Genomic DNA, 23,862 nt, shown 5'->3' with positions numbered 1-23,862 from the left:
TCTCAAGATTGAAGATATTGCTACTTAAATACTTAACGTTATCAGCCATGATAGTTTATTTTCCTCAAAAATTCGTTGATTGACTGGGCCACCGCGTAAGACACATTGACTGAAACCGCGTTGCCAAACTGCTTGTAAGCCTGGGTGTCTGAAGTAACGTATTTCCAGTCGCTAGGAAAGCCTTGGAGCTTGCGACATTCATTAGGAGTAAGCCTTCTTACAGAAGAAATCGGTCTTTCCGGGGTATCCGTAAACTTCGCTCTGTTGTCAAAGTCTTCGTAGTAGTTGTCCTGGTTTGCCCGGTGCATCTTGTGCATTGTCGCCGTCAAAGGTCTGGCCACTTCTAAGCCAATTTCAGACTTGGAGTGATAATTGCCACTGCCATTAGCAATAATCGTCGGCAAAATCTTGTAAGACAGGAAATACTTCTTATCCACATCTTCGTCAAGCAAGTCATAAACCGTCTTGTTCAGCTTTACTGGTTCTGGATAATTGTACTCATAGGCGGCATCCCCAAACTCATCTCTCAAAAAGGCCACAACAAATACCCGCCGCCTGTTTTGCGGGAGACCATAGTCACTGGTATTCAAAACCTTGGCATGAACAATATAACCCAAGTCTTCAAGAATCGACTTCATCTTCTTGAAAGTCCGGCCATGATCGTGGCTAAGCAAGTTCTTAACGTTCTCCAAGACCAAGATTTTTGGCTGCTGCTCATGCAGTTCAATTATCCGCTGAATGGTAAAGAACAGAGTCCCTCTTTCGTCATCAAACCCCTTCTGCTTCCCCATCATGCTAAATGGCTGACAAGGAAATCCACCAATCAGCACATCGGTTTCCGGTACTTGCTCATAGATCTCAGTAATGTCGCCTAGGACGATCCGCTCATCGACGTTTTCCTTGTAAACATCAACCGCATTCTTCTCAAAATCATTGGCCCATACAAGATTGTAGCCCGAGTACATGAAACCCAAGTCCAGCCCGCCAATGCCTGAAAACAAACTGGCCACCGTCAAGCCATTGCTCTTTTCTGAAGTTCTCTCCATAAAATTACTCGTCTCCTTTTACGTAGTCGACAATATCACCTATATTGCAATCAAGACTTTCACAGATCTTGCCCATGGTCTCCATGCTTACAGGCTGATTCTTGCTTAGCTTGGCCAGGCAGCCATTGCTGATTCCTGCTTGGTCTCTAAGCTGAGTCTTGTTTAAACCGTGCTTTGCGGCAACGACCCACAGTTTTCGGTAAGAAAAAGCCATTTTGTCCTCCATAGTTCTACAAAAGTAGAATTTTTTTCTTTATATGTGAATCTATCTTACCACATCTCCTTTAAAAAAGCACATATGTTTGCAAATTAAAAAGGCAAAGTCGTTAAACTTTGTCTTTTTGCTCTATCTTTAAATCATTCTCTGCAGTTCTTCAACCTGCTTAAAGATTGCTTCCAGAACAGGAACAACAATGCTGTTTCCTGCTAGCTTTATCAGCTCAGAATTGTTTAGTAGCCTGCTTCCTTCTCTGACTTCACGGTTATTCTCCATCAGAGTATCGTAATCCGCTTCTTTAAAGCCCATTAGCAAGAAGCACTCTCTTGGGGTCAAATTGCGATAATGGGTATTTACCGCGGTTAACGGTTTATTGCCATAATCCACAATCCCCGAATTAGGATCCCGATCTTGCTTGGTAGTAACTGTACTTGCAACCATTTGGTCTTGCGGCTGGCTGCCCACAGCTAAAATCTTGCTGTTTCTGTAGATTCTCTGTCTGGAGTCGGTAAAGTTCGGTGTGCTTTCTATCGCTTCTCTCCGGTATTTTTCCACAGAATAATCCAATCTCAAGTAATCGCCAATCGGATTAATTTCTTCTGGAGCACGCTCAACCTTTTCCAAGTTATTGTCTTTAAAGAATCTCTTTACCCTTTCCTTTTGCGCCTTGGTAGTTGCCCTTACGCTCAGCATGTAAGTTCTGGTTCTAGATTGCGGTACCCCAAAGTTTCTTGAATCAAGCGTGTACACTTGATTTACATAGCCTAAATCTTCCAGTACGCCGCACCATTCTTCAAAATTGCTGATGTTCTTTTTAGATAGGATAGCACTAACATTTTCCATCAGTAAGAACTGTGGCAGCTCCTTATCGATTACCACATATTCTTTTAAAAGCCGCTCTATCTGCCAAAGCAGAGAACTTCGGTTATTGGCATCTCTGTCGATCCCGCCAGTATTGTGATGCCAGTGCCTGGCGATTGATAGGTCCTGGCAAGGAAAAGAGTAAGTTAGTACATTTCCTTCAGGAAGGTTCTTAGCATGAACAGAGGTGATGTCGATAAAATTGTTAGATCTGACAATCGCCGCTAGCAATGTCTTAAGCTGCCATGTTGGCATAATCTTCAAGCCATTTTGGCTGAGGGGATGCTTCCCGTCACTAGACAAATTAAATCGCGACAAAATATCAATCAAAGAGTCCTTTGTATGGTGGCGGTATTTAGACAGGTCTTGCTTGCCATTATGCAAAATATCGTAAGCGTAAATCGCCCCTACTTCCCAGTCAGCGGTGGCTACAACGGAATAATCCGCGTTAATGTTGTCTAGTGCCTGTGCTTGCGCGCCAATGCCACTAAACGTTTCGATTAATTTAATAATGGCTTACACCTCCTTATCCTCTTCTATGAACCTAACCTCATACATATCCTCCGCCTTTGGAATAAACAAGAGATTTGTGCATCGTTTGTTTTCCAATTCTTTTCTTTTGACTGGCTTACTATTCAGCTTTAAGTATTTTGCCGCAATTTCAAACCAATCACCATCGGTTAACACGATTTTACGGCCAAGATCATCTTGCCGCATGCCATGATAACGTTTATTTCCAATTGTCAGAGAAAAGATTTTATTTTCGGGAATAACGCAAGCGATTGGCTGCGGGATTGTTACGTAAGGCTTTGCCGCATTAATTCCTGTATGGTCATAATCATACTTATCGAAAAGCAAGGATACAGAAACGCTGCCATCATATTTTTGTGTATCACTCATTTTCAAAAAGAGCTCTGAGTCGTAATCGATTGCTTCATCATCTACTGACTTCTTATCAGTAGATGATGAATCTATCAAAGTAACGTATTTAGTAACCTGGCTGTCTGTACAAAGCAAGCACTGCTCTTTTGCTGACAAAAACAAGTCATCCAGATCATCCGTCACTTCAGTCATAATCTCCGTTTGTGAAGTTAGGCCATTGGAACTGAAGTTAGCGGAACCGATATAAGAAGCATGCTCACCATCTTGATTGGAAAAATCGATAATCTTGCGATGATCACCCGGCTTCTCTACGTGATAGTATACTTCCAGATTTGGATCCTTGGACAAGTCACAATATCCTTGGTGATCATCTTTGTTAACACCACCATCTTCGGCCATCCCGATATAAACCGTCATCTTTAACTTAGGAAACTCTCGATGGAGATCTGCTAAAAATTTAGCTGAAGAATAGCCAGTTATAACCCTTAAATTAGAGAACTTATTGGCGTTCTTTCTAATGATCTGATTGTAAAGATCTTGATTGATCAGCATCTTTTGCTCCTCAATTAAATAACAGCCTCAAACAATGACTTAACGTAAACTGGAATACCACCTGCGATCAGCTCAGGAGATGTAGTTGGCAGCTTAGCTACGTTCAGTTTCAAAACTTCTCTAAAAATATCAGTGGCATTAGCTACTTTGGCATCCCGGTACCCTTTGTACTGAACCAGGATCTCATGATCAACCGCTGAATAGTAACCCAAGCCTGGGCGTTCAACTAATTGCAAAATGGTATCCGTGGTATTTTGCTTCAATAGATCCCATGTACCTTCCTCATCGCCTGTCCAGCCAAGATGAATATACCACCAAATTGTCTTCAGCCAAATCCGGCGGTTCAATCTGAAGAAGTGATCTTCATTTAAACCGAATCTTGAGTGGACAATATCAGGAATTACCCGCACTGACAAGAAGCGCCAAATATTGTCATCACCTGCTTGCCTCAGATTAAAGCCAATCTTTTTATTCAAAATTTGATAGACTTTTAGTCCATACAAAACGTCAAACGAGTATTCCAATTTTTTGGCAAAATCAAAGCCATACTTTTCGAATACCTCATCTCTTGCACTGATCAGCTTCTCTCTCAATTCCAGCCAGTCATCGCTCAAGTTGATAGGCATGATGTCTTCAGCTTCAACTTGCAATTTTTGAAAATCTTCAGCAGCTGAAGCAATACCGTAGTTTATATTCCAATTAATCGCCATCTTCTTCATCTCCAGCGGTTGCAACGTAATCCTTCAAGTCACTGTTCTTCAAGCTCGACATAATCGTCATGATATTCGTTGTATCAACGTCATGCAAGGTAATCCACTGCTCAACAACCGAGGCAATTGAACCTTCAGCGCATTCGTCATCAAAACTGAGTTCTTGCTCTTTCATATCAGCAAGTGTTTGCGCGATAATCATTCCCATTGACTCAATAATGATATTGGACAAGGTTTCTACGGCCAGTCTGGTCTTCCCAGCATCAACTTGTTCAATAAGTGGGTGAGCAGAATTCAATTCAATCTGAACTGTAGAAAGATCAAACATCTCAACAGATGGGTCAGTCCACAACTTCTTAACAGTCCATAATGGGCCACCTGGAACGTCTCTTTGCGTGATTGGGAATAATGGCGCATCCCCGTCAACATGCAAAACAACACGGTAAATATGAGACTGGCTTAAATTAGTCCCCACAAAACTGGCTTGCAATGGATTGCTTTTTTGAAAATCTTTGAGATAAAAGAAAAACTCCAAGGCAATTTTCCCACGCAGGCTGGCCTTTGGGAATACATGCTTAAAAGCTACGGTAATTTCTTCGTCAGTATCATAAATGTCGCCATCACAAGCAATGGTTTCTTGAAAGAATGAGCTTCTGGAATAAACGTGAACAGCGATACCTAATTTATTCGCGGAGTCAGTTACTTTATCCCTGCCAAATAACTCACCAGGATGTTCAATATGGAATCGCTGTTCATAGATCAAGTTGTTCTCTTGAGGAGTCCATGAATCATCCTGGACAACGATATTGTCACCAGTTTCATCAGTGTCCAGCATTTCTACTAATTCACCATCTTCAGAAACGAAACTGAAACTCGGAAGTTCGTACTTAATCCCGGCTTCCTCGGTTACTTGATCATTGATCTGTTTATAAAAGTTGATTTCGGTATTTGCCATTTTCTCCCCCCTTACTTGATCTGTTTGATCGCGATATTGATCCGGTAATCAAAGCTGGCCAGCTTAACTGTCATTTTTCCAGAAAAAGACCCTGCTGTCTCAGCATCAAGCAAGATATTACCATCTTGTAGCTCCCATTCAATTCCTTCAAATTCAACAGGGCTAAAGCCAACTACTGTTACAGGAAAATCAAGTTTATCGAAACTCTTAGCCCAATTTTCAGCAGTTAACCGGCCCTCTTGCGTCAGCACGCCTAAAGAAATTTTGGCTTTGTTTCTCACGTATCCGCTAAAGCTAAGCTGGAATTTATCTGTACCAACTTGTTGAGTGTCATCAACTTTGATGTGAACCGTCTTCTCTTTCTTCTTACCACTGCTGTTTTTTCTTGGAACGCTGGCTGCTTCTCCGCGGGCCTTTGGCACCAATGAACCAAATCTTCTGGCTAAGCGGTCAGACATATGAACGTTGGTATCTTCGTTCTTGTTTCTAAGTGAATCTCTAATCGCTTCAGCCGTTTTAGCAGTAATTCTTTTTACCACAGATTTGTTGGCAACATCAAACCATTCCGCGTGGTCAGCCTTTTCGGAATTGCGAAGGTACTGTTCCAAGTTGTCGTAGCCTTGCTCTTGCAAGGGGCGGGTCATCTTTTGGTCGGACTTTGGCACGAAGAAGGCCAGCAAATTGCCATCACATTTCACGCCGTATGTCCACTTGCCATCAATGTCATAGCGGATGATCATACCCGGCTTTCTGGTATAAGCCAAGATACGTTTAGGACTGGCTTCATCAGCTAATTCAGAAGTAATGTATGAATATGGAGCAAAGCGGTTTTGGCCTGCAATGCCAAGCTCTTCATCTGTAGGCTGCACAAATGCGACCCGGCCTGCTAAAGCATCATTTTTAGAAAATGCCCTCTTTGCCAAGCGGATTTCCTTAATTACGATTCTTGACCCTTTATCTGCTTTTCCAGTTGCAGCCGCGTTATACAAGTCCTGCATGATCTGGAAAGTATAGTCTAACTGGAAAATATTTTCTCCATTAACATGGCAAAGTAAGGCCGAGTTTCCCGTTACTTCTGAATAAATTGGATTGCAAATTCTTGGAGCGTACCACCGCTGGGCTGCCATTTGGATTGCATCAGCAAACGATCTGTTCCATGGGACTTGGCGCTCAGATCCGTTTTCATCCGCTCTTGCCAAGCCTTCTCTTAAATATGGAATAAGAATAACTGTCCCGGTATCATCGTTTTGATAATTCTGCAATCCAAAAATCTGCAAGATATTTTTTATCTCTTCATGGTCAGTTATTGGCAACAGTTTGTCATTGCCGTCTTCATACCGGCCCCACCAAGCAATGCCACGACTGCTTGCTTTTAACAATCTGTCTTCTTTCTTAGGGTCTTCAATTAAAGAAGCGACCAGTCTCTCTTCATACTCACCAGACTCAAGTTTAATTCTGGTGTAGTACAGAACAATACCCACGCCAATTCTGAAGAAACTGGTTTTCCCCATGCCCCAGCTGCCGCCAGCACCGTCATGGTCTTGATTTTTCCCAATACTGAAGACCAGCTTTTGAAAATTACTGCTGTCAAGCACCTTAGAATCATTGGAAAGATAATCACCCGTCAAGCCGTAAGTATGCTTGTCACTAATCGCTAAGTACTTTTGCCGGCCGGCGTGATTTTTTAGCAATTCATCTTGAATCCCCTCAAAGTAGGCACTTAATTCTTCACTGTCAAATTCTTTCAGATCGAAATTAACAATCGTTCTGTCAGCATCTGGCAAAGTTGCATCTAGCGAATTTTGCAGACTTTCTCTGACAACAACATCCGCGTATGACAGATCAGTATTTTGCAGCGAGCGCAGGATTGAATCACCTGACTGGGCCATGCTTTGTGAATCATCCGCGGCAATCTTAATTTTCATTCCCATTTCCTATGCTTTCTAGTTCTCTTCTTCAAATTCCTCTTCATTAACTTCGCCGCCAATTTCATCTGGATCGATAAAGCGGCTGATGTCGATTTGAATAGAATCTACCCGGTTTTGCTTACGATCAACATAGCCAGGGATCATTATGCTCAAGCCAATGATATCAGCCTCAGCATTTAAGTCTTTACGGTCTTTTCTTGTAGTAGTTGAATCTTTGTCAATGCAGTAAATCAGTAATTGCGGTGTGTTCCCTAAATTATGGTCACCTCTGATTTTTCGCATTTGAGCAGGACTTTTAGCTCTGTCTCTCTCTTCTCTAGTCAGTTCCTTATCAGTAATATCGCTAAGCTGATCTTCTGGACTTCTCAAGACACCAATGTCAATTACACCATCAGTATCGACAGACAGCTTCTTTCTGCTACGAGATACCATACCTACTTTTGCTCCTGCAACGTCCCAGTGTTTCTTGGCAGAATTGTTATTGATCAACACAACATTCCACTTGTCCCAGTTTCCCGAATCATTTGATTGGACATAGTCAAAGTTTTCAAGTCGCTGATTCAGCCATTTGATCACGTTTGGAACACTGGTTATCTGCCGGTCCCGTTCAACAGTCTTATATGCTTCTAAATATTTAACAACTTTTTCGGTGGAAACATCTTTCCATAAAAGATAGTTTTTACGTGTCAATTGGTACTTTGGCAAGCTAGCCAAAAATTTCGCAGTTTTTTGTAAGTTCTCTTCCAAAACTTCTTTATTGTTATTAAACACGGTCGTTTGAGGACTAACACCAGTAAAGTTAAAGTTCTTAGCTACAGCGCCTTGCATCTTATTGTTTGAAGTGATCGTAACAAGCTGGTACTCAGGGCACTCTTGAATTGTCGGCAAATACTGCATTGGTGTTAAACCATTAGTGGCATACGCGGACATAGTTTCCCGCATGCTTTCGTTCATTTGGCTTAAGAAGAGGTAGCGCTTTTGCGCATTTTCATCTAGCCATACTCTCGGGAATAATTCATAGCCTTGTCTGTAACCGAACCATCTTGCCATCTGCATTAACGTATCTGCTTGATTGGTACTTCTTAAGAAATACGTTGATACTAGCCCCTCGATCGTTAAGCCTCTAGAAAGAGTGTTACCACCGATCACGATAAAGGCCGGCGCCTTCTTAGTTTCGTCAACCTTATCTGGGTAAATTAAGCGGGTAGCATGGTCATCAGAATTTTTGGACTTGCTGTTGTCGATACACATATGAATGCCGTTGCCGTAATGGAAAATCCCTTTTTCATCTGACTTAATGCTTGTCAAGAAATCATCATTAGGCAAAGCGAACATTTCTTTTAATTCCCGCTCAACATCATTCCAAGTTGGATAGTCCTTAACTTCATCCTTGCGGGTGTAATTATCCATTACCGCTAAAAATCGTCTTAATGGCAATTCTTCTTGGATCTTTGCGTAAAATTCCGCCAAATCTGCTAAACGAGATTCATAATTTTCCTTCAAATCCAGCAAATAGCCTTCGACGATTTTTGCCATTTGCGCGTGGTCAGCTACTTTAAAGCTGGTATGGATCATCATTGAAATTGGTTTCTGGTAGCCGTAACTGCGCATAGCGGCAACTGCCAGCAAGAACCAATTAATCGCATCTTGCAAGCTGCCTGGTGCCAAATTAAAATGCTGCTTAGAAATATTTTTAAGGGATCTTGCATCCCTCTCTGGAATTTCATTAATGATTGGAAGACCTGGGCTATTTTCCGGAACCGCGGTTCCAAAGATTTGCATAGCACCAATATAGTTTTCTGAAGGAGTCAAGAGTTCAATAAAGTCCTTTGGATATAAAGTACCTTCCCCGGCTTCGTTCAAAACATTTGCAAAAGGTGTCGCAGTATACGCAATATAGTTCATCGCGCCAAAATCTCGGTCATTAACTATATCCAAGATTCTTTGGTTGATCTGTGTTCTCTCGTCAGAATCAATATCTTTGGTATTGATGCTTGCTTGATCCGCTTCATCGTCAATCAGCAAAACCTTCATTTTCTTCTGTTGGGACTTGTTTGCTGACAACCAGTTATACAGGTTCTCCAGTCTCTTGTAATTTTTCAAGCAAACCGTGATAAAGCGGTCATGTGACTCTTCTCTAAAGTCCAAAGTCTCAACTAACAGGTCTTTGTTTTTCAGAGATGGATTATCAACAACCTTCCAGTGGAGGTTAGACTCACCATTAGAAGTAAGGTCTTGTCTTATTCTTTGACCAGTTTGCTTTCTCAGAGAGTCAATTACGCCGCTCAAAATAATAAAGTAATTGAAGCCATTGTCAGCCGCTTGCGCAATCAAAGCCGCCATGTTTGCAGTTTTACCTGACTGAATTTCACCAACAACCAGGCCTTTACCTGCATCTTTGTTGTCCCGGCGCAACTTACACAAGATATCCTCAGCTGATGAGCGGGTATTGTCAATCGATTGCTTAGACCAACCTCTGCTTTCAAGCAGCTTCTCGTACAAAGTCCAAGCGGAGTACTTGTAATTGTCAACCTTGAGTCCGTTATCATAATTGCTTGATAAAGAGATGACATTTTCCTTGCTCGTAAGGTCTTCGTTCTCCATCTCATCAATCAGATTGTTAACTTCGATATCCGAAAGATCCCGCTGTGCTCCAATTTTTAAGAAAGATTTTACCCCGTCTAGATTTTCCCTTACTTCTTCCCAATTTAAATGCCGCAGATCCATAAAAGTACTAACAGCATTTTTTAAATTATCGGACATTTTTAGCTCCTCCGTCTTTAAGATCAGCCAAAATAGCTACCACATTTTAAACACAATAGTACAAGTTAATTTTAACAGACAATGACATCCAGCATACATTGATTTTCTTATCCATCTGATTTCATAACCATTTTCCAATTGACAATTCCGCGGCCAGCTGTTAAATTATAATTATAAAGTTCTTAATGTTATTTTAATCTATTGACCCACTAAAATTGTGTAACAGAGGAGATCAACATGGGGAAAAAGCTACCGCTTGCCACAGCTTTAGCGGCTGGGCTCCTGCTCAGTGCCTGCGGCAAATCATCTACCACATCCACGGCCAAGACCACGCTCAACTTGATGGAGAGCGACACGATCGCCACTTTTGACCAATCCGCCAGTACCACGGTGCCGATCTGGGACGTCTTAAACCAGATGGACGATGGCCTCTTCCGCTCAGACAAGAACAACAATCCTGTCCCGGCCCTGGCCAAAAAGACGGTCAAGTCCAATGGCGGCAAGCGCTACACCTTCTACCTCAAGTCTGCCAAATGGTCTAACGGTGATGACGTGACCGCCCAGGACTTCGTCACTGCCTGGAGAAAAGGCGTGTCCCCAACTGCCCAGTCTGGCTACAGCTACATCTACCAGGGCATCAAGAATGCCACCGCCATCCAAAATGGCAAAAAGAAGCCCGAAACTTTAGGCGTCAAAGCCGTGGGTAAGCATAAACTGGTCGTTGACCTGGAATACCCGATCCCAACCTTCACCAAGAAGCTGACCATGACCAGCTTTTTGCCGCAAAACACCAAACTGGTCAAGAAATATGGTAAAAAGTACGGAACCAGCATGAAGACCTTCGTCTCAAACGGTGCCTTCAAACTTGGCAGCTGGAAGGCCGGCTCAAACACCTGGACTTTGGTCAAGAACCCTAACTACTACGCTAAATCTGAAGTTAAATTATCCAAGATCAAGTATCAAGTCGTTAAAGAAGCCAACACCGCCCACCAGCTTTTCCAGCAGGGCAGCCTGGATGACGCCTTAACCAGCGGCACAACTGCTCAAGGCCTGCAAAATGACAAGCACTTAAAGCAAGTCGACCGCTCCGGCAACTACTTCATCCGCACCAACCAGGCTAAAGGCCGCGCCTTAAGCAATGACAAGCTCCGCCAGGCCCTCTACTTAGTCATCAACAGAAAGCAGCTGGCTGAAAAAGTCATGGCTAACGGCTCTAAGCCTTCCTACACTTACTCTTCACCAGGCGCTGCCAAATACCCTGGCACCAATAAGGACTTCGCTACTGTCGCTAAGCCAAAGGAAACCTATAACGTTGCCAAGGCGAAAAAGCTCTGGAAGGAAGGCCTGAAAGAACTGGGCAAGTCCAGCGTAAGCTTGACTTTGGTCGGCTACGACACTTCTACTGATAAGAACCAGGCTGAATTTCTGCAATCACAAATCAAAAGCAAGCTCTCCGGCGTCAAAATTGAAGTCAAGTCCCTGCCTTTCTTGTCTGCCTACAACCTGGCAGTTAAAGGCGAATTTGACCTCCAACTGAGCTACTGGCTCAACGACTACGCTGACCCAATGAGCGAACTGGAAACCCAGGAGCTGAACAACTCCCACAACTTCGGCAAGTACACCAGCAAGAACTTCAACAAGCAGCTCAGCCTGGCCAAGTCCAAGAACGCTACTTCCCAAAAGGCCTACTTCAAGAACCTCTTGAACGCCCAGAAGCAGCTGAGTAAGGACAACCCGGTCATCCCGCTCTGCACCGAAGTTGAAGACCACCTGGTCAACTCTAACCTCCGCGGAGTCCTCTGGAACACTACCGGGACCGCCGACTACACCCGGGCTTACTTCAAGTAAGGAGGACATATGGCTAAAGCAGTTTTTTGGATGAAAAACGGGGCCAAGATCGTCTTAGACCTTCTGCCAGACGCCGCCCCTAATACCTGTGCTAGCTTCGTCTGGGCTGTCAAACACCACATCTATGATGGCCATGCGATCCAGCGGATTGTTCCCGGCAAATGGGTTGATTTAAGCTACAATGCCTTTGGCAAAAAAGAGGCCAAGTACCTCCTGCCCAATGAATTTAACCTCAATCCCGACCTCACTCCCCTGCCTGTCACTGCCGGAACTGCCTGCATGGGCGGCTACGACGAATTGGGCCTGGCCGGCTGCGAAGTCTTCTTTCCCTTGACCGACCAGCCCCAACTGACCGGGACCTACCCCGTCTTTGCCAAGGTTGTCTCCGGCTTTGCCGAAATAGAGCGCTTAGGGCAAGTCCCAACCCGGCCCGTGACTGACTTCCCTTATGACGGAGTCGAGGTCAACGAACCCGTTATTCCACAAGTTATCGACAAGGTTACCTTGGAACCGGCAGATTTCACCCTGCCTGACCCCGTCCGGATGACTCACGGGCAAATTCCCTTAACTTGGCGATAATATTACGCACGAAAAAAAGCTTTTCCCCGCAATCCTGGGGAAAAGCTTTTTCTCTGTCTTTTACCAAATGTACAAAAGTCTGGTCCGGTCCAGATTGCTCAAATTAAACTGGTGAACGTGTGATTTATCGTTTTTCGGAAATTCTCTGATAAAGTCAGCCACGTTGTAAAGGCCGGTCGTGTAAGACCAGGTCCCCTTGACCTTCTTGACCGGGTCCAGCATCTCGTTTCTGATCGGGTAGGCCGAAATCAAAAAGTGCTTGTGGTGGAACTTAAAGGCAAAGTATGGCAGACGGAACTCGTCGACCACCTCTTCCTTGGTCTTGCCGATCGTCACCACATTCCGGTAAGTCCCGTACTTTTCACTGAACTTGTCGTTGAAAGAGAAGTAGAAGTTGGAAATGTGCACATGTGGAAAATCTTCTTCCGCCACCTCGTCAGGTATGGCAATCACATGTGAATAATGGTCCAGATTGTTCTCTCTCTGCTGCAGGGCCTGCTCCATCTGGTTGGGCTTGATCCCCTTAACCCACTTGGGCAGCTCCGGGTGCGCCTTGTAAGAATTGTACATCATCGTGATGACTTCCGGCTTCACCCAGTCGTATTGCATCCGGATCTGGTTTCTCTTCAACAAACCTTCCAGGGTCTGGTTCTGCATCAAATCAACCACATAGCACTCGTAATGGTACTTCTCGCACCACTTCTTGTAGTGATCGATCTCGCTGGCGACAATGTGGGTCCCGTCCACGATGACGGTTTCCCCATAGGACATCTTGTGCTCAACCAAGTTGTCCTTCATCCGCTTGGTCTGTTCCGTGACATGCCGCGGAATAACCTGGTGCAGAACGTCAGTCTTCTGGTCATAGTAAACGGTCAGGTTCGCCAAAAGCAGGCGGATCGCATCCCCGCTGATCGCGTACGGCAATAAGTGGTGCCGGGCGATAAATGAAGACTTGCCAGAGCCGGGCGCGCCTCTCAAAAGAAATAATTTGCGCATATTTAGCTCCATTTTAAAAAATCTATTTTGAATATATCAAAATAGATTTTACCATAGATTGCCCCCGACATTTAGCAGTCTGGCAAAAGTCGCCATAAATTTTTGCTTTTTCTAATTTTTCGCCTGCATGTCCTTGCCGTCCCGGTCACCCACGATAAAGACCAGTTCCGTCTGGCAGACCAGGTCCCCGTTCACTTTAGCCACTGCTGCCACGCTCCCCGTCTTAGCCCGGACCTTGAGCATCTTCACTTCCATTTCCAAAACATCCCCCGGCCGGACCATCCTTCTGAACTTGGCCTGGTGGATCGCCCCAAGATAAGCAGTCTTCTTGTAAAAGGCCGGTGACTTCAAGATCAAAATCGAGGCCGCCTGGGCCAAAGTTTCAATGATCAAGACCCCGGGCATCACCGGATTTCCCGGGAAATGCCCCTGGAAAAAGGGTTCGTTGATCGTCACGTTCTTCACAGCCTTGATCCTTTTGTCGGCTTCCAGTTCCTCCACCCTGTCGATATAGCAGATCGGGTAGCGGTTGGGAATCAAATCCATCACTTCTTGGGCTGTCATTACTGGCATCTTATCACACTTTCCGTTTATAAAATCTTTTCACAAGTTTTCTAATAACTTGTGACTAAGTGTAACACTCCCAAAAACGATGTCAAGTTTTTCAATAACCGCTGATTTTTTCCGAGTAAAAAAAGAAGAAAAAAGGCAAAATAAAAAACAGGCCTCAGCCTGTTTTTGTAATCAGTTGGTGATCATCTTATCCACAATGTTCAGCTCCTGGTCAAAGTCATAGACAATGGCCTGGGCGTTAGGCACCTCCAGCTTGAGGATATCCACATTGTTGATGTCTTCTAAATATTTGATCAGCGCCCGCAGGCTGGAGCCATGGGCCACGATCAGCTGGTCTTCCCCAGCCACTAAGCGGCTGGCCACCTCGTCTTCATAGTAAGGCAACAGGCGGAGCTGGCTCTGGTGCAGGCTCTCCGCTCTTGGCAAAAGCTGAGGGTCCACTCCCCAATAGCGACGGTCGATAGTTGGTGACCCTTGCGCTGGCGGAACCGCGTCAAAGCCCCGCCGCCACTCTAAAACCTGCTCTTTACCGAAAATCTTCCTGGACACGTCCTTGTCCAGGCCCCGCAGGGCCCCGTAGTGGCGTTCATTCAGCCGCCAGGTCTTTGCAATCGGCAGGTATAAAAAGCCCGCGGCTTCGGCCGCGATGTTCGCCGTCTCAATTGCCCTCGACAAAAGGGAGGTGTGAATCATAGTCGGGTGAAAGTCCCCGACTTCTTTTAATTTCTCCCCTGCTGCCCAGGCCTGCCGCCGGCCCTTATCCGTTAAGGGGACGTCATTCCAGCCTGTATATACGTTTGCCGCATTGGCCTGGCTTTCCCCATGCCTCAGCAGTGCCAACTTTGCCATAATTTTTTGCCTTCTAGAGCCAAAAAGCCCAGATTCCAGTAATGATGAAGAGGATGCCTAAGAGGACAAAAGCCTTGCCCCCCAGCCCCTTCTGCTTGACGCCCTGCTTCTGCCGGCGCAGGCGCGTGATGCCGGTAATTAAATCCCAGATGCCGAAAAGCAAGATGGCATAAGGAACCCACCAGGAATGAACGTTCATATTAGCCCCACAACTTTACCGCGTAATAAATGGCCACGGCCAGGATGCCGGCCCCGGTCAGGTAGTAGGACTTGGCTGGCAGGCTGTCCTTCTTCCCCATCCGCTGGATGTTATAGCCCCGGGCAAATTCCCACAGGCCCACGATCACCAGCAAAACGAGCGTAAAAGTGTGCGTATCCCACTTCATCTTCTAGTCTGTCTCCTTGTTCATAAATCTTCAGCCTTGCAGTTGTAGTCGACAATTTCAAAATTGCCTTCTTCGTCCAAAATCCCCCGGCTGACGCTGCCGTTGTCCGGGAAGGTGATGTCATGCAGGCCGTCGCTTTCCTTCCAGTACTTGATCCCCAGGGTCTTGATAAAGTCCCCGTGGGAAACCAGCAAGACCCGGCCTTCGCCGCTGGTCTCTTTTCTCAAGACCTTGATGGCCCGGCACATTCTGGTTTCCAGTTCTTCCGTGCTTTCGGCCAAATGGAGGGGGTCAGCCTTTTTAGTGACTTCCCGGAACTTGTAGATGCCGATGGTATCGATAATCTTCTTTACGTCAGTGGTTGCTGGAATACCCGCGGCTTTAGAAACACCGAGCCAGATATCATCGATGCTGCCGCCTTCAAAAGAACCGTAAAAAACTTCTCTGAATTCCGGCAGCTTTTTGATCTTGCCAATGTTAGACACCTGGTTGACGTCCTTCATCAAGTGGACGGTGTCAATCGCCCGCTTCAAGTCTGACGAGTACATGTTGTCAAAATGAATTTGAGAGAGGGCGTCAGCCGTCTTCTTTAAATCGTCAATTCCTTTGATGGTCAAGGGGGTATCGCACCAACCCTGTACCTTGTTCAGGCGGTTAAAAAGCGTTTCCCCATGTCTGACCAGATAAATTTCAGTTTTCATGCCCGTCCTCCTTAAATCAATCAATAACTATTCTAACTTACTTTGCCTGGCTTGGGTAGTTAACCCCAGGCCCGCCAGCCCAGGTAAATGGCCAAAAGGACCGAGAAGCAAGCCGTGATCCATCTGACCCAGGCAGGCTTTAGATATTTAATCATTTTTTGCCCGAAATAGCCACCAATAAAGAGGCCAATCGCCAAAGGAAAAGCTACTGGCCAGTTGACCCCGCCCTTAAAGGCAAATAGCGCCAGAGCCACCAGGTTGGCTAAAGAACCGATCACACTCTTAATGGCGTTGATGACGACAAAAGAAGAGTCACTTAAAGCCGTCAAAAAGATCAAGGTCAAAACGCCCGACGCCGCGCCAAAGTAGCCGGCATAGATCCCGGCCACGAACAAGCCAAAATAAGCCCCGATTCTTCCCAGCTTGGTCGCCTGCTTTGGATGCTTTTGCCGGCCGCTGTAGAGGAGCAGGCCAGCTGAAAAAAGGACAAAAAAGGGCACTAATTTTTGAAAGATTTTTCCCGGGAACTGGACTAAAAGCCAGCCCCCAATTAAGGCCCCGGTCAATTGGAAGAAGGCATAGCGCCAAAGCTCCCCCCAGTGCCCCCGCATCTCCTTTAAGCAGGAGGACAAGGAGCCAAAGCCGGTCGTCACCAGGGCCGCCGTATTGGTCATATTGGCGCTGACCGGGCTGAGGCCGAAGAGGAGCAGGCCCGGGTAAGAGACAAGCGACGCCATGCTGGCCACCGCCGCCACGATGCCGGCCAGGACGCCTAAGATAATGAGATAAACGAACTGCATTGTTTGCTCTTTTCTGTTTTTTCACTGATTTGCTTATTTTTCCAAAGGAAAAAGCCGTATCCATTTTAAACGATCACAGCCGGCAATTGCAAATTGCTGAAAATAGCCCGCTTTCAGCGACAAGCTGACCGCAATTTTGTACAATAGGAGGTAGCAAATCATTAACAAAAAATTAAAAGCACGAGCAAGTGATTTTTAGAAAAAAGGAGAAGAAAACTATGCCAACTGCAGCAATTGTTTTTTCAGATGGATGTGAAGAAATCGAAGGCTTAAGCCAGGTCGACGTCCTGCGCCGGCTGGGCATCCCTTGCGATATGGTGGCTCTGGACAACTTGACCATCACTGGCGGACACGACATCCGCTTTACCTGCGACAAGTTAGTGGACGAATCCCTACTTGACTACGACTTGGTCGCCTTCCCGGGCGGTGCCCCAAACGCCAAGCACCTAAGAGCAAGCGAGAAGCTGGCCGGGCTGATGAAGCAGCGCTTCGCGGCCGGCAAGTGGAACGCCGCCATGTGCGCCTCCCCGATCGCCTTGTCTAAGTACGGCTTTTTAAAAGAAGCCAAGTGGACCAGCCACCCGGACTTTAAAGAACAAGTTGCCAGTGAAAACCCGGCCAGCACCTACGTCGACACCCCAGCTGTCATTGACGAGGACCACAAGCTGGTCACCAGCCGGGGGCCGGCCACTTCCTGGGCTTTTGCCTATGCCCTGGCCCAAGTTTTAGGCGTGGACACCAGCCAGCTGGAAGACGCCATGCAATACAGCTACTTAAGAGACCACATCAACGAGGCTTAAGATGACTGAAGAAACCTTAGTCAGAAAGGCAGAAAGCCGGGACCTAGAGGACATTGTCGACATCATCAAAGACGCCAAAGCCCTTTTGAAGGCGCAAAACTCCAGCCAGTGGCAAGAAGGCTACCCTAACCGAGCCAGCATTGAAGAAGACCTGGACAACCGCCAGGGCTGGGTTTTACTTAAAGATGGGCAAGTCGCCGCATATATGGCCGCGACCGACTTTGACCCCAACTATGAAGTCCCGATTTGGGCGGGAAGTTCTCCCTACTGGGCTCTGCACCGCTTCGCCATTAAGAAGGATTTCCGCGGACAGGGGCTCAGCCAGCTTTTGCTGAAAAAAGTAATTGCTTTTGGCCAAGAAAATGGAATTAAGAGCTTCCGCCTGGATACGGGCAAGCAGAACCAGGCCGTCCAGCACCTGGCTGACAAATTGGGCTTTGTCTACCGGGGCATCATTACGGTGACCAGCGACTCGGTCGACCCGGAGCGGTGGGCCTATGAACTGCTTTTTGACAAGTAGGAAAAATATAAAGAGAAAAAAGAAAAATAAAGAAACAGGAAAATAAACAAGGAGGAAAAAATGGCTGAACAATTGGCAATTGCAGACCTGCAGGTCGACATTAAGCAGATTCCCTTAAAGCAGCCCTTCGTCACGGCCCTGCACCGGGTTGACGCCGTCAACGCCGTCCGGGTGACGGTCCGACTGGCTAACGGAGTAACGGGTGTCGGTACCTGCACCCCTAATGAAAAAGTGACCGGGGACAGCTTGTCCAGCGCCCGGGCCGTTATTGAAGAAACGATCAAGCCTCTCGTCTTGGGCAAGAACCTGACCGACTGGAAGGAACTTTTAAACACGGTCAAGACTTCCATCGTCCACAATGCCCCGGCCAAGGCCGCGGTCGAAATCGCCCTCTACAATAGCCGGGCCAAGCTTTTTGGCCTCACCCTCTCCCAGCTCTTAGGCGGCAAGGACGGCAGCGTGGAGACCGACTACACCATCAGCATTGGCAAGGCCGAGCAGATGATCGCTGACGCCCAGAAAATGGTCGACCAGGGCTTCAAGACCCTTAAACTGAAATTGGGGGCCGGCCACTTAAAGCGGAATATCAAGCTGGTCGAAGACCTGGCCTACGCGGCGGGGCCCATGGTTCACCTGCGCTTAGACATGAACCAGGCCTGGGATGTCCGGCAGACCATGCAGGCAGCAGAATACTGGCACAAGCAGGGCCTTTTGATCGACTTTATCGAGCAGCCAGTCCCGGCCTGGGACCTGGACACCATGGCTTACTTGACCCGCCACTCCCCTTACCCGATCATGGCGGATGAATCCGTGGAAAGCTACGAGGATGCCCAAAGAGTTTTAGAAAAAGGAGCCTGCGACTACATCAACATCAAGCTGATGAAGACGGGCGGCTTGTCTGAAGCCCAGAAGATCAATGACTTAGCCGAAAGCCGGGGGGTGCCAACCATGGTCGGCAGCATGATTGAGTCAATTGAGTCTTTGGCGGCAGCCTGCGCCTTCTACCGGGCCAACCCGAATACGATTTTTGCCGACCTAGATGCCATCTTCATGGTCGACCAGGACCCGGATTTGAATAGTTACGCCGAATGCGTTGGCGACAATATCGTGGTGAGATAAAATGCTGGATTTTAAGAAGATTGCTGACATCCTGGCTCCCCTGCCAGGCAAAACTGCCCTTTTAATCAAAGACAAGACCGGTGTCCTCTACGCCAGCCCCTTAGCCGGGGAAGAATTCAAGTCAGCCAGCCTAATCAAGCTGGCCGTAGCCTGCTACTACCAGGCCCACCCGCAGGACTTAAGCCAGATGGTCCATGTCCCGGAAGACAAGATCGTTGAAGGCGGGATGCTCTGCCACCTGGCCCAAAGGGACTGGCTGCTGCGGGACATTCTGGACTTGATGCTGTCGGACTCAGACAACACGGCCACTAACTTTTTGATCGATTTTATCGGCTTTGCCAAGATGGCCGCCTGGTTTGAAGCGGAATTTGCCCATCTTCACCTGGGCCGGTACTTGATGGAAGTGACTGACCGGGAAAACTACCTTTCCGCTGAAACTGCCCTGGAGCTCTTAGAGCGGCTCTTAGCTGACCCGTCTCCTTTTGGCCAGGTCTGCCAGAAGGCCCTCTTTTACCAGGAGTCCGTTAACAAGCTCCTCCAGGACCTGCCCGAGGGCTGCTCTTACAGCAAGACCGGGGAACTGGAAGACACGGAGCATGACGCGGCCCGGATTTTTGCCGGAGACAGTTACTATGACATCTGCTTCATGAGCCATTACACGGGCCTGGAAGAGCGCGAGCAGATCCTTTTGGCCCAGAACGCGGTCGGGAAACTGGCCTACCAGGACTTGACTGGGAAATAAAGTATATTCTTTTTGGACGGCTAGCTATTTTTATCACTATTGTGATAAAATTAAAGCAAATTTATCAAAAGTAGGGATATAAATGGACATTACCAATTTTTTCACGGTTGAGACTTCTGAGCTCTCCAAATCTGACCGGAAAATCATGAAGAGAATGACCTCCGACTTGACCAATGTTGAGTCGCTGACCATCAACCACCTGGCTGAAGAAGCGGGAACTTCCCTGGCTTCCGTTCAGCGCTTCTGCCAGAAGATGGGCTATTCCGGCTTTAAAGAATTCAAGTTCCAGCTGCTGACCTACATCAAGAAGCAAGAGAGCCAGGAGGCGGCGGTTTCAAGCAGCGAATACCTGGATGACTACCATGACGCTATCAACCGGGTCTGGACAGCAAATGAAAAGGACGCGGAAGAATTGGCGGAAGTCCTGGCGACCAGCTCGACCAACTTTATTTTCGGGATCTACTATTCTGAACTGCCGGCCAGGCTGCTTAGCATGGGGATGCGGGATCTGGGCAAGTCGACCTACTTTGGGGACAACCTGGCGGCTGGCGAGCACCTCTTCCCGCTAAGCGATGAGAACTCCACAGCGGTCTTTTATTCAGTTTCAGGGATCTCCAAACTTTTTGGCTCATCGCCCTTGCCCAAGTCGATTTCCCACTTCAAGCACAGCTACCTGGTCACCATGAACCCGGACACGCCTTTGAAGAAGTACTTTAAGAAGGTCATCGTCCTGCCGGGCAAGAACCTGGCCCAGGGCCTGCCAGTCGACCCCCAGTCGATCCCGGTGGTCTTTACTGAAAGAGTGATTGATATCGCGGCAACTAAATACCGCCGCTAAAGCTGCCGGAAGGCGGCTTTTTTGCTTGGCGTCTTGTTTGCCAGGGCTGGCGAAGATTGATAGAATTTTATTTAGGTGGTTAGTTACTTTTTGTAACTAATTTCAAAAAACAGCAGGCATTGAAAATAAACATTAGGAGAAAAAGATGGACTTAAACTTTAAAGAACTGGCGGAAGCCAAGAAGGACGCGATCTTAAAGGACTTGAGCGAATTGATCGCCATTGACTCTTCCGAAGACCTGGAAAACGCCACGGAAGAATACCCAGTTGGCAAGGGTCCGGTTGACGCCATGACCAAGTTCCTCAGCTTTGCCAAGCGGGACGGCTTTGACACTGAAAACTTCGCCAACTACGCCGGCCGGGTCAACTTCGGTGCAGGCGACAAGCGCCTGGGCATCATCGGCCACATGGACGTAGTGCCAGCTGGTGAAGGCTGGACCCGGGACCCCTTCAAGATGGAAATTGATGACGAAGGCCGGATCTACGGCCGGGGCAGCGCTGACGACAAGGGGCCAAGCTTAGCTGCCTACTACGGAATGCTTTTGCTCAAGGAAGCTGGCTTTAAGCCAAAGAAGAAGATCGACTTCGTCTTAGGGACCAACGAAGAAACCAACTGGGTCGGGATCGACTACTACTTGAAGCACGAACCGACTCCAGACATCGTCTTCTCACCAGACGCTGAATACCCGATCATCAATGGTGAACAAGGGATCTTCACCCTGGAATTCAGCTTCAAGAACGATGATACTAAGGGCGACTATGTTTTAGACAAGTTCAAGGCCGGGATTGCCACTAACGTGACTCCGCAGGTTACCCGGGCTACTATCTCTGGACCTGACCTGGAAGCTGTTAAATTGGCTTACGAAAGCTTTTTGGCAGACAAGGAATTGGACGGATCATTTGAAATTAATGACGAAAGCGCCGATATCGTCTTGATCGGCCAAGGGGCCCACGCTTCAGCTCCGCAAGTCGGCAAGAACTCAGCAACCTTCCTGGCCCTCTTCCTGGACCAATACGCTTTTGCCGGCCGGGACAAGAACTTCCTCCACTTCCTGGCTGAAGTGGAACACGAAGACTTCTATGGCAAGAAGCTGGGCATCTTCCACCACGATGATCTGATGGGCGATCTGGCCAGCAGCCCGTCCATGTTCGACTACGAACACGCCGGCAAGGCCAGCCTCTTGAACAATGTCCGCTACCCGCAAGGGACTGACCCGGACACCATGATCAAGCAGGTTATGGACAAGTTCAGCGGCATCCTGGATGTCACTTACAACGGCTTTGAAGAACCGCACTACGTGCCAGGCAGCGACCCAATGGTGCAGACTTTGCTCAAGGTTTACGAAAAGCAAACCGGCAAGCCGGGCCACGAAGTCGTAATCGGCGGCGGGACTTACGGCCGCCTCTTTGAGCGCGGGGTTGCCTTCGGGGCCCAGCCGGAAAACGGCCCAATGGTTATGCACGCCGCCAACGAATTCATGATGCTGGACGATTTGATCCTGTCCATCGCTATCTACGCTGAAGCCATCTACGAATTGACCAAGGACGAAGAGCTATAAGAAAAAGCCAAAAAGGTAATTACTCAGGGTGACTTAATTTTCTTTAGTCTAACCCGGTCAAAACAAAACATTTTTAGCTTTAGCAGGTTGTCAAATTAATTTTATTTTGACAACCTGCTTTTTTTGCCCTTTCTTAAAGGCTTTTATCTTTACAAAAAAGACTGAATCCTATATTATAAAACCATAAATTCTTATTTTATTTTAATTTTACTTTTGTTTTTTCTAGTTGCTTTAGTAGGAAGGACTTGCTTTATGGAAGACCGCAGCATTGAAAACACGGACGGGACTATCCGCTCCTTGTCCAACCGGCACGTGCAGATGATTGCCATTGGCGGCACGATCGGTACTGGCCTATTCTTGGGGGCCGGGACCACGATTTCCGCCACTGGTCCCTCAGTTATTTTTATCTACGCCATCATGGGCCTCTTTTTCTTCTTCCTCTTGCGGGCCTTAGGAGAGATGTTATATTTTGACTCCAACAGCCACACCTTCGTCTCCTTCATCACCAGATACCTGGGTGAGGCGGCTGGCCGCTTTGCCGGCTGGACCTACTGGATCGGCATCCTCTTTGCCTGCATGGCGGAGCTGACGGCCGTTTCAACCTATGTCCAGTACTGGCTGCCCGGCCTGCCCGCCTGGCTGATTGAAGTTAGCGTCTTAGGCCTCTTGACCCTGCTCAACTTGACGGCGGCCAAGCTTTTTGGCGAAACTGAATTCTGGTTTGCCATGATCAAGATCATCGCCATCATCTCCTTGGTCGTAACCGGGATCATCATGGTTGCCGCGAATGCTAAAACTCCGGTTGGTCACGCCAGCCTCAGCAACTTCACCGGCAGCTTCTCCCTTTTGCCAAAAGGCAAGTATGCCTTCTTCACCGCTTTCCCGATGGTCTTCTTCTCTTTTGCCGGGATTGAATTCGTGACGATTACCATTGGCGAGGCCAAGAACCCGAAGAAGGTCATCAAGAAGGCCGTCAACGAAACCCTGCTCCGGATCCTTCTTTTCTACATCGCTACTTTAGCCGTAATCATGTGCGTCATCCCTTGGGGAAAAATTACCAGCGGGACAAGTCCTTTCGTCCAGGTCTTCAAGATCGCCGGCTTTAATGCTGTTGCTTCAGTCTTCAACTTCGTCGTATTGACCGCTGCGGCTTCTTCTCTTAACTCCGGGATCTTTTCAGCTGGCCGCCACTTCTTCCAGTTGGCTGAAGAAGCGCCTAAGGATTCCTTTTTGAAAAAGCACTTCGCCAAGATTTCAGCAAATGGCGTGCCAGCCGCGGGGATCGTGATCTCCGTTGCCTTAATGCTGATCGCGCCAATCATGAGCTTCTCCAGCACGGCTATTGAAGTTTTTGGCACGGTGGCCGGGGCAACGAGTGACATGTACATCCTGGTTTATGTTCTGGCCCTGCTGGCCCACCGCAAGTACCGGGAATCCAGCGATTTCATAGCTGCCGGCTTCAAGATGCCTTTTTACAAGCTCTCCAGTCCTTTGACCATCGCCTTCTTCCTGGTCATCTTCTTCAGCCTCTTCTTTATTCCGGCTGATGTCTTCGGGGCAAGTCTGGCCGCCAGCTGGGCCCTTCTCTTTGGGGGCTGGTGCTGGCTCAGCGAAAAGCATTGAAGTGCCCATCCGAGTT

The 23,862-nt window shown here is 47.4% G+C and carries 24 protein-coding genes; 9 read left to right on the top strand and 15 right to left on the bottom strand.

Features of this window, described 5'->3' with window-relative positions; genetic code table 11:
• Nucleotides 1-41: 41 nt before the first annotated feature.
• The 8 genes from DS743_RS09130 to DS743_RS09095 form a co-directional block, all read right to left on the bottom strand.
• Nucleotides 42-1,046 (bottom strand): DNA cytosine methyltransferase, encoded by a 1,005-nt coding sequence (locus tag DS743_RS09130; RefSeq protein ID WP_181406079.1) that lies wholly within the window; start codon nt 1,044-1,046, stop codon nt 42-44.
• 4 nt (nt 1,047-1,050) lie between these two features.
• Nucleotides 1,051-1,260 carry a helix-turn-helix domain-containing protein gene (locus DS743_RS09125; protein ID WP_003618281.1) on the bottom strand — a complete coding sequence of 70 codons (210 nt, stop codon included), beginning with the start codon at nt 1,258-1,260 and terminating at the stop codon, nt 1,051-1,053.
• A gap of 138 nt (nt 1,261-1,398) precedes the next feature.
• The gene (gene dcm / locus DS743_RS09120) at nt 1,399-2,454 is read right to left on the bottom strand and encodes a DNA (cytosine-5-)-methyltransferase (RefSeq protein WP_231520475.1); all 1,056 of its coding nucleotides are present in this window, start codon (nt 2,452-2,454) and stop codon (nt 1,399-1,401) included.
• Between the two features lie 186 nt (nt 2,455-2,640).
• Nucleotides 2,641-3,558, bottom strand: a complete 918-nt coding sequence (locus DS743_RS09115) for a phospholipase D family protein (protein WP_051977336.1) — start codon at nt 3,556-3,558, stop codon at nt 2,641-2,643.
• Between the two features lie 14 nt (nt 3,559-3,572).
• Nucleotides 3,573-4,268, bottom strand: a complete 696-nt coding sequence (locus tag DS743_RS09110) for a DUF6339 family protein (protein ID WP_080730920.1) — start codon at nt 4,266-4,268, stop codon at nt 3,573-3,575.
• Nucleotides 4,258-5,223: a hypothetical protein gene (locus DS743_RS09105; protein ID WP_035185621.1), complete on the bottom strand. Its 966-nt coding sequence runs from the start codon at nt 5,221-5,223 to the stop codon at nt 4,258-4,260. The genes DS743_RS09110 and DS743_RS09105 overlap by 11 nt, the downstream gene beginning before the upstream one ends.
• An 11-nt stretch (nt 5,224-5,234) precedes the next feature.
• Nucleotides 5,235-7,148: a hypothetical protein gene (locus tag DS743_RS09100; RefSeq protein WP_035185623.1), complete on the bottom strand. Its 1,914-nt coding sequence runs from the start codon at nt 7,146-7,148 to the stop codon at nt 5,235-5,237.
• A gap of 18 nt (nt 7,149-7,166) precedes the next feature.
• Nucleotides 7,167-9,914, bottom strand: a complete 2,748-nt coding sequence (locus DS743_RS09095; protein ID WP_051977337.1) for a Z1 domain-containing protein — start codon at nt 9,912-9,914, stop codon at nt 7,167-7,169.
• Nucleotides 9,915-10,151: 237 nt separating this feature from the next.
• On the opposite strand from DS743_RS09095, the gene DS743_RS09090 reads away from it, so the two are divergent.
• Both DS743_RS09090 and DS743_RS09085 read left to right on the top strand, forming a co-directional pair.
• Complete coding sequence (locus DS743_RS09090) at nt 10,152-11,762, top strand: peptide ABC transporter substrate-binding protein (protein ID WP_035185625.1); 1,611 nt, start codon at nt 10,152-10,154, stop codon at nt 11,760-11,762.
• 9 nt (nt 11,763-11,771) lie between these two features.
• Entirely contained in the window at nt 11,772-12,341 is a 570-nt protein-coding gene (locus DS743_RS09085) for a peptidylprolyl isomerase (protein ID WP_035185627.1), read from the top strand.
• Between the two features lie 60 nt (nt 12,342-12,401).
• Here DS743_RS09085 and DS743_RS09080 read toward each other — a convergent pair whose 3' ends face one another.
• The 7 genes from DS743_RS09080 to DS743_RS09050 all read right to left on the bottom strand — a co-directional run bounded on the left by DS743_RS09080 (nt 12,402) and on the right by DS743_RS09050 (nt 16,646).
• Nucleotides 12,402-13,337, bottom strand: coding sequence for an AAA family ATPase (locus tag DS743_RS09080; protein ID WP_035185629.1), 936 nt, complete (start codon nt 13,335-13,337; stop codon nt 12,402-12,404).
• Nucleotides 13,338-13,448: 111 nt separating this feature from the next.
• A complete protein-coding gene (gene fabZ / locus DS743_RS09075; RefSeq protein ID WP_002879757.1) occupies nt 13,449-13,910 on the bottom strand; it encodes a 3-hydroxyacyl-ACP dehydratase FabZ in 462 nt (153 codons plus the stop codon).
• A 171-nt stretch (nt 13,911-14,081) separates the two neighbouring features.
• Nucleotides 14,082-14,759 carry a 2,3-bisphosphoglycerate-dependent phosphoglycerate mutase gene (locus DS743_RS09070; RefSeq protein WP_035185631.1) on the bottom strand — a complete coding sequence of 226 codons (678 nt, stop codon included), beginning with the start codon at nt 14,757-14,759 and terminating at the stop codon, nt 14,082-14,084.
• A gap of 13 nt (nt 14,760-14,772) precedes the next feature.
• Nucleotides 14,773-14,958: a hypothetical protein gene (locus tag DS743_RS09065; protein WP_002879755.1), complete on the bottom strand. Its 186-nt coding sequence runs from the start codon at nt 14,956-14,958 to the stop codon at nt 14,773-14,775.
• Nucleotide 14,959: 1 nt separating this feature from the next.
• Complete coding sequence (locus tag DS743_RS09060; RefSeq protein WP_003612506.1) at nt 14,960-15,145, bottom strand: hypothetical protein; 186 nt, start codon at nt 15,143-15,145, stop codon at nt 14,960-14,962.
• A gap of 20 nt (nt 15,146-15,165) precedes the next feature.
• Entirely contained in the window at nt 15,166-15,846 is a 681-nt protein-coding gene (locus DS743_RS09055; RefSeq protein WP_035185633.1) for a histidine phosphatase family protein, read from the bottom strand.
• A gap of 59 nt (nt 15,847-15,905) precedes the next feature.
• Nucleotides 15,906-16,646, bottom strand: a complete 741-nt coding sequence (locus DS743_RS09050; protein ID WP_035185635.1) for a sulfite exporter TauE/SafE family protein — start codon at nt 16,644-16,646, stop codon at nt 15,906-15,908.
• Between the two features lie 218 nt (nt 16,647-16,864).
• Between DS743_RS09050 and DS743_RS09045 the strand changes: the two genes are divergently transcribed.
• From DS743_RS09045 to DS743_RS09015, 7 genes are all read left to right on the top strand, one after another.
• Nucleotides 16,865-17,446: a DJ-1/PfpI family protein gene (locus DS743_RS09045; protein ID WP_002879748.1), complete on the top strand. Its 582-nt coding sequence runs from the start codon at nt 16,865-16,867 to the stop codon at nt 17,444-17,446.
• 1 nt (nt 17,447) lies between these two features.
• Nucleotides 17,448-17,966, top strand: a complete 519-nt coding sequence (locus DS743_RS09040; protein WP_035185636.1) for a GNAT family N-acetyltransferase — start codon at nt 17,448-17,450, stop codon at nt 17,964-17,966.
• Nucleotides 17,967-18,026: 60 nt separating this feature from the next.
• Nucleotides 18,027-19,085: a dipeptide epimerase gene (locus DS743_RS09035; RefSeq protein ID WP_035185638.1), complete on the top strand. Its 1,059-nt coding sequence runs from the start codon at nt 18,027-18,029 to the stop codon at nt 19,083-19,085.
• 1 nt (nt 19,086) lies between these two features.
• Nucleotides 19,087-19,827, top strand: a complete 741-nt coding sequence (locus tag DS743_RS09030) for a serine hydrolase (RefSeq protein ID WP_035185639.1) — start codon at nt 19,087-19,089, stop codon at nt 19,825-19,827.
• Nucleotides 19,828-19,909: 82 nt separating this feature from the next.
• The gene (locus DS743_RS09025) at nt 19,910-20,665 is read left to right on the top strand and encodes a MurR/RpiR family transcriptional regulator (RefSeq protein ID WP_003612513.1); all 756 of its coding nucleotides are present in this window, start codon (nt 19,910-19,912) and stop codon (nt 20,663-20,665) included.
• A 145-nt stretch (nt 20,666-20,810) separates the two neighbouring features.
• Nucleotides 20,811-22,223, top strand: a complete 1,413-nt coding sequence (gene pepV / locus DS743_RS09020; RefSeq protein ID WP_035185640.1) for a dipeptidase PepV — start codon at nt 20,811-20,813, stop codon at nt 22,221-22,223.
• Nucleotides 22,224-22,475: 252 nt separating this feature from the next.
• Nucleotides 22,476-23,846, top strand: coding sequence for an amino acid permease (locus DS743_RS09015; protein ID WP_035185642.1), 1,371 nt, complete (start codon nt 22,476-22,478; stop codon nt 23,844-23,846).
• Nucleotides 23,847-23,862 lie beyond the last annotated feature (16 nt).

The sequence above is a fragment of the Lactobacillus leichmannii genome, assembly GCF_024701915.1.
Lineage (GTDB): Bacteria > Bacillota > Bacilli > Lactobacillales > Lactobacillaceae > Lactobacillus > Lactobacillus delbrueckii.
Note: the sequence above shows the minus strand (reverse complement) of the source record. Positions and strands in the feature narration are given on the sequence as shown.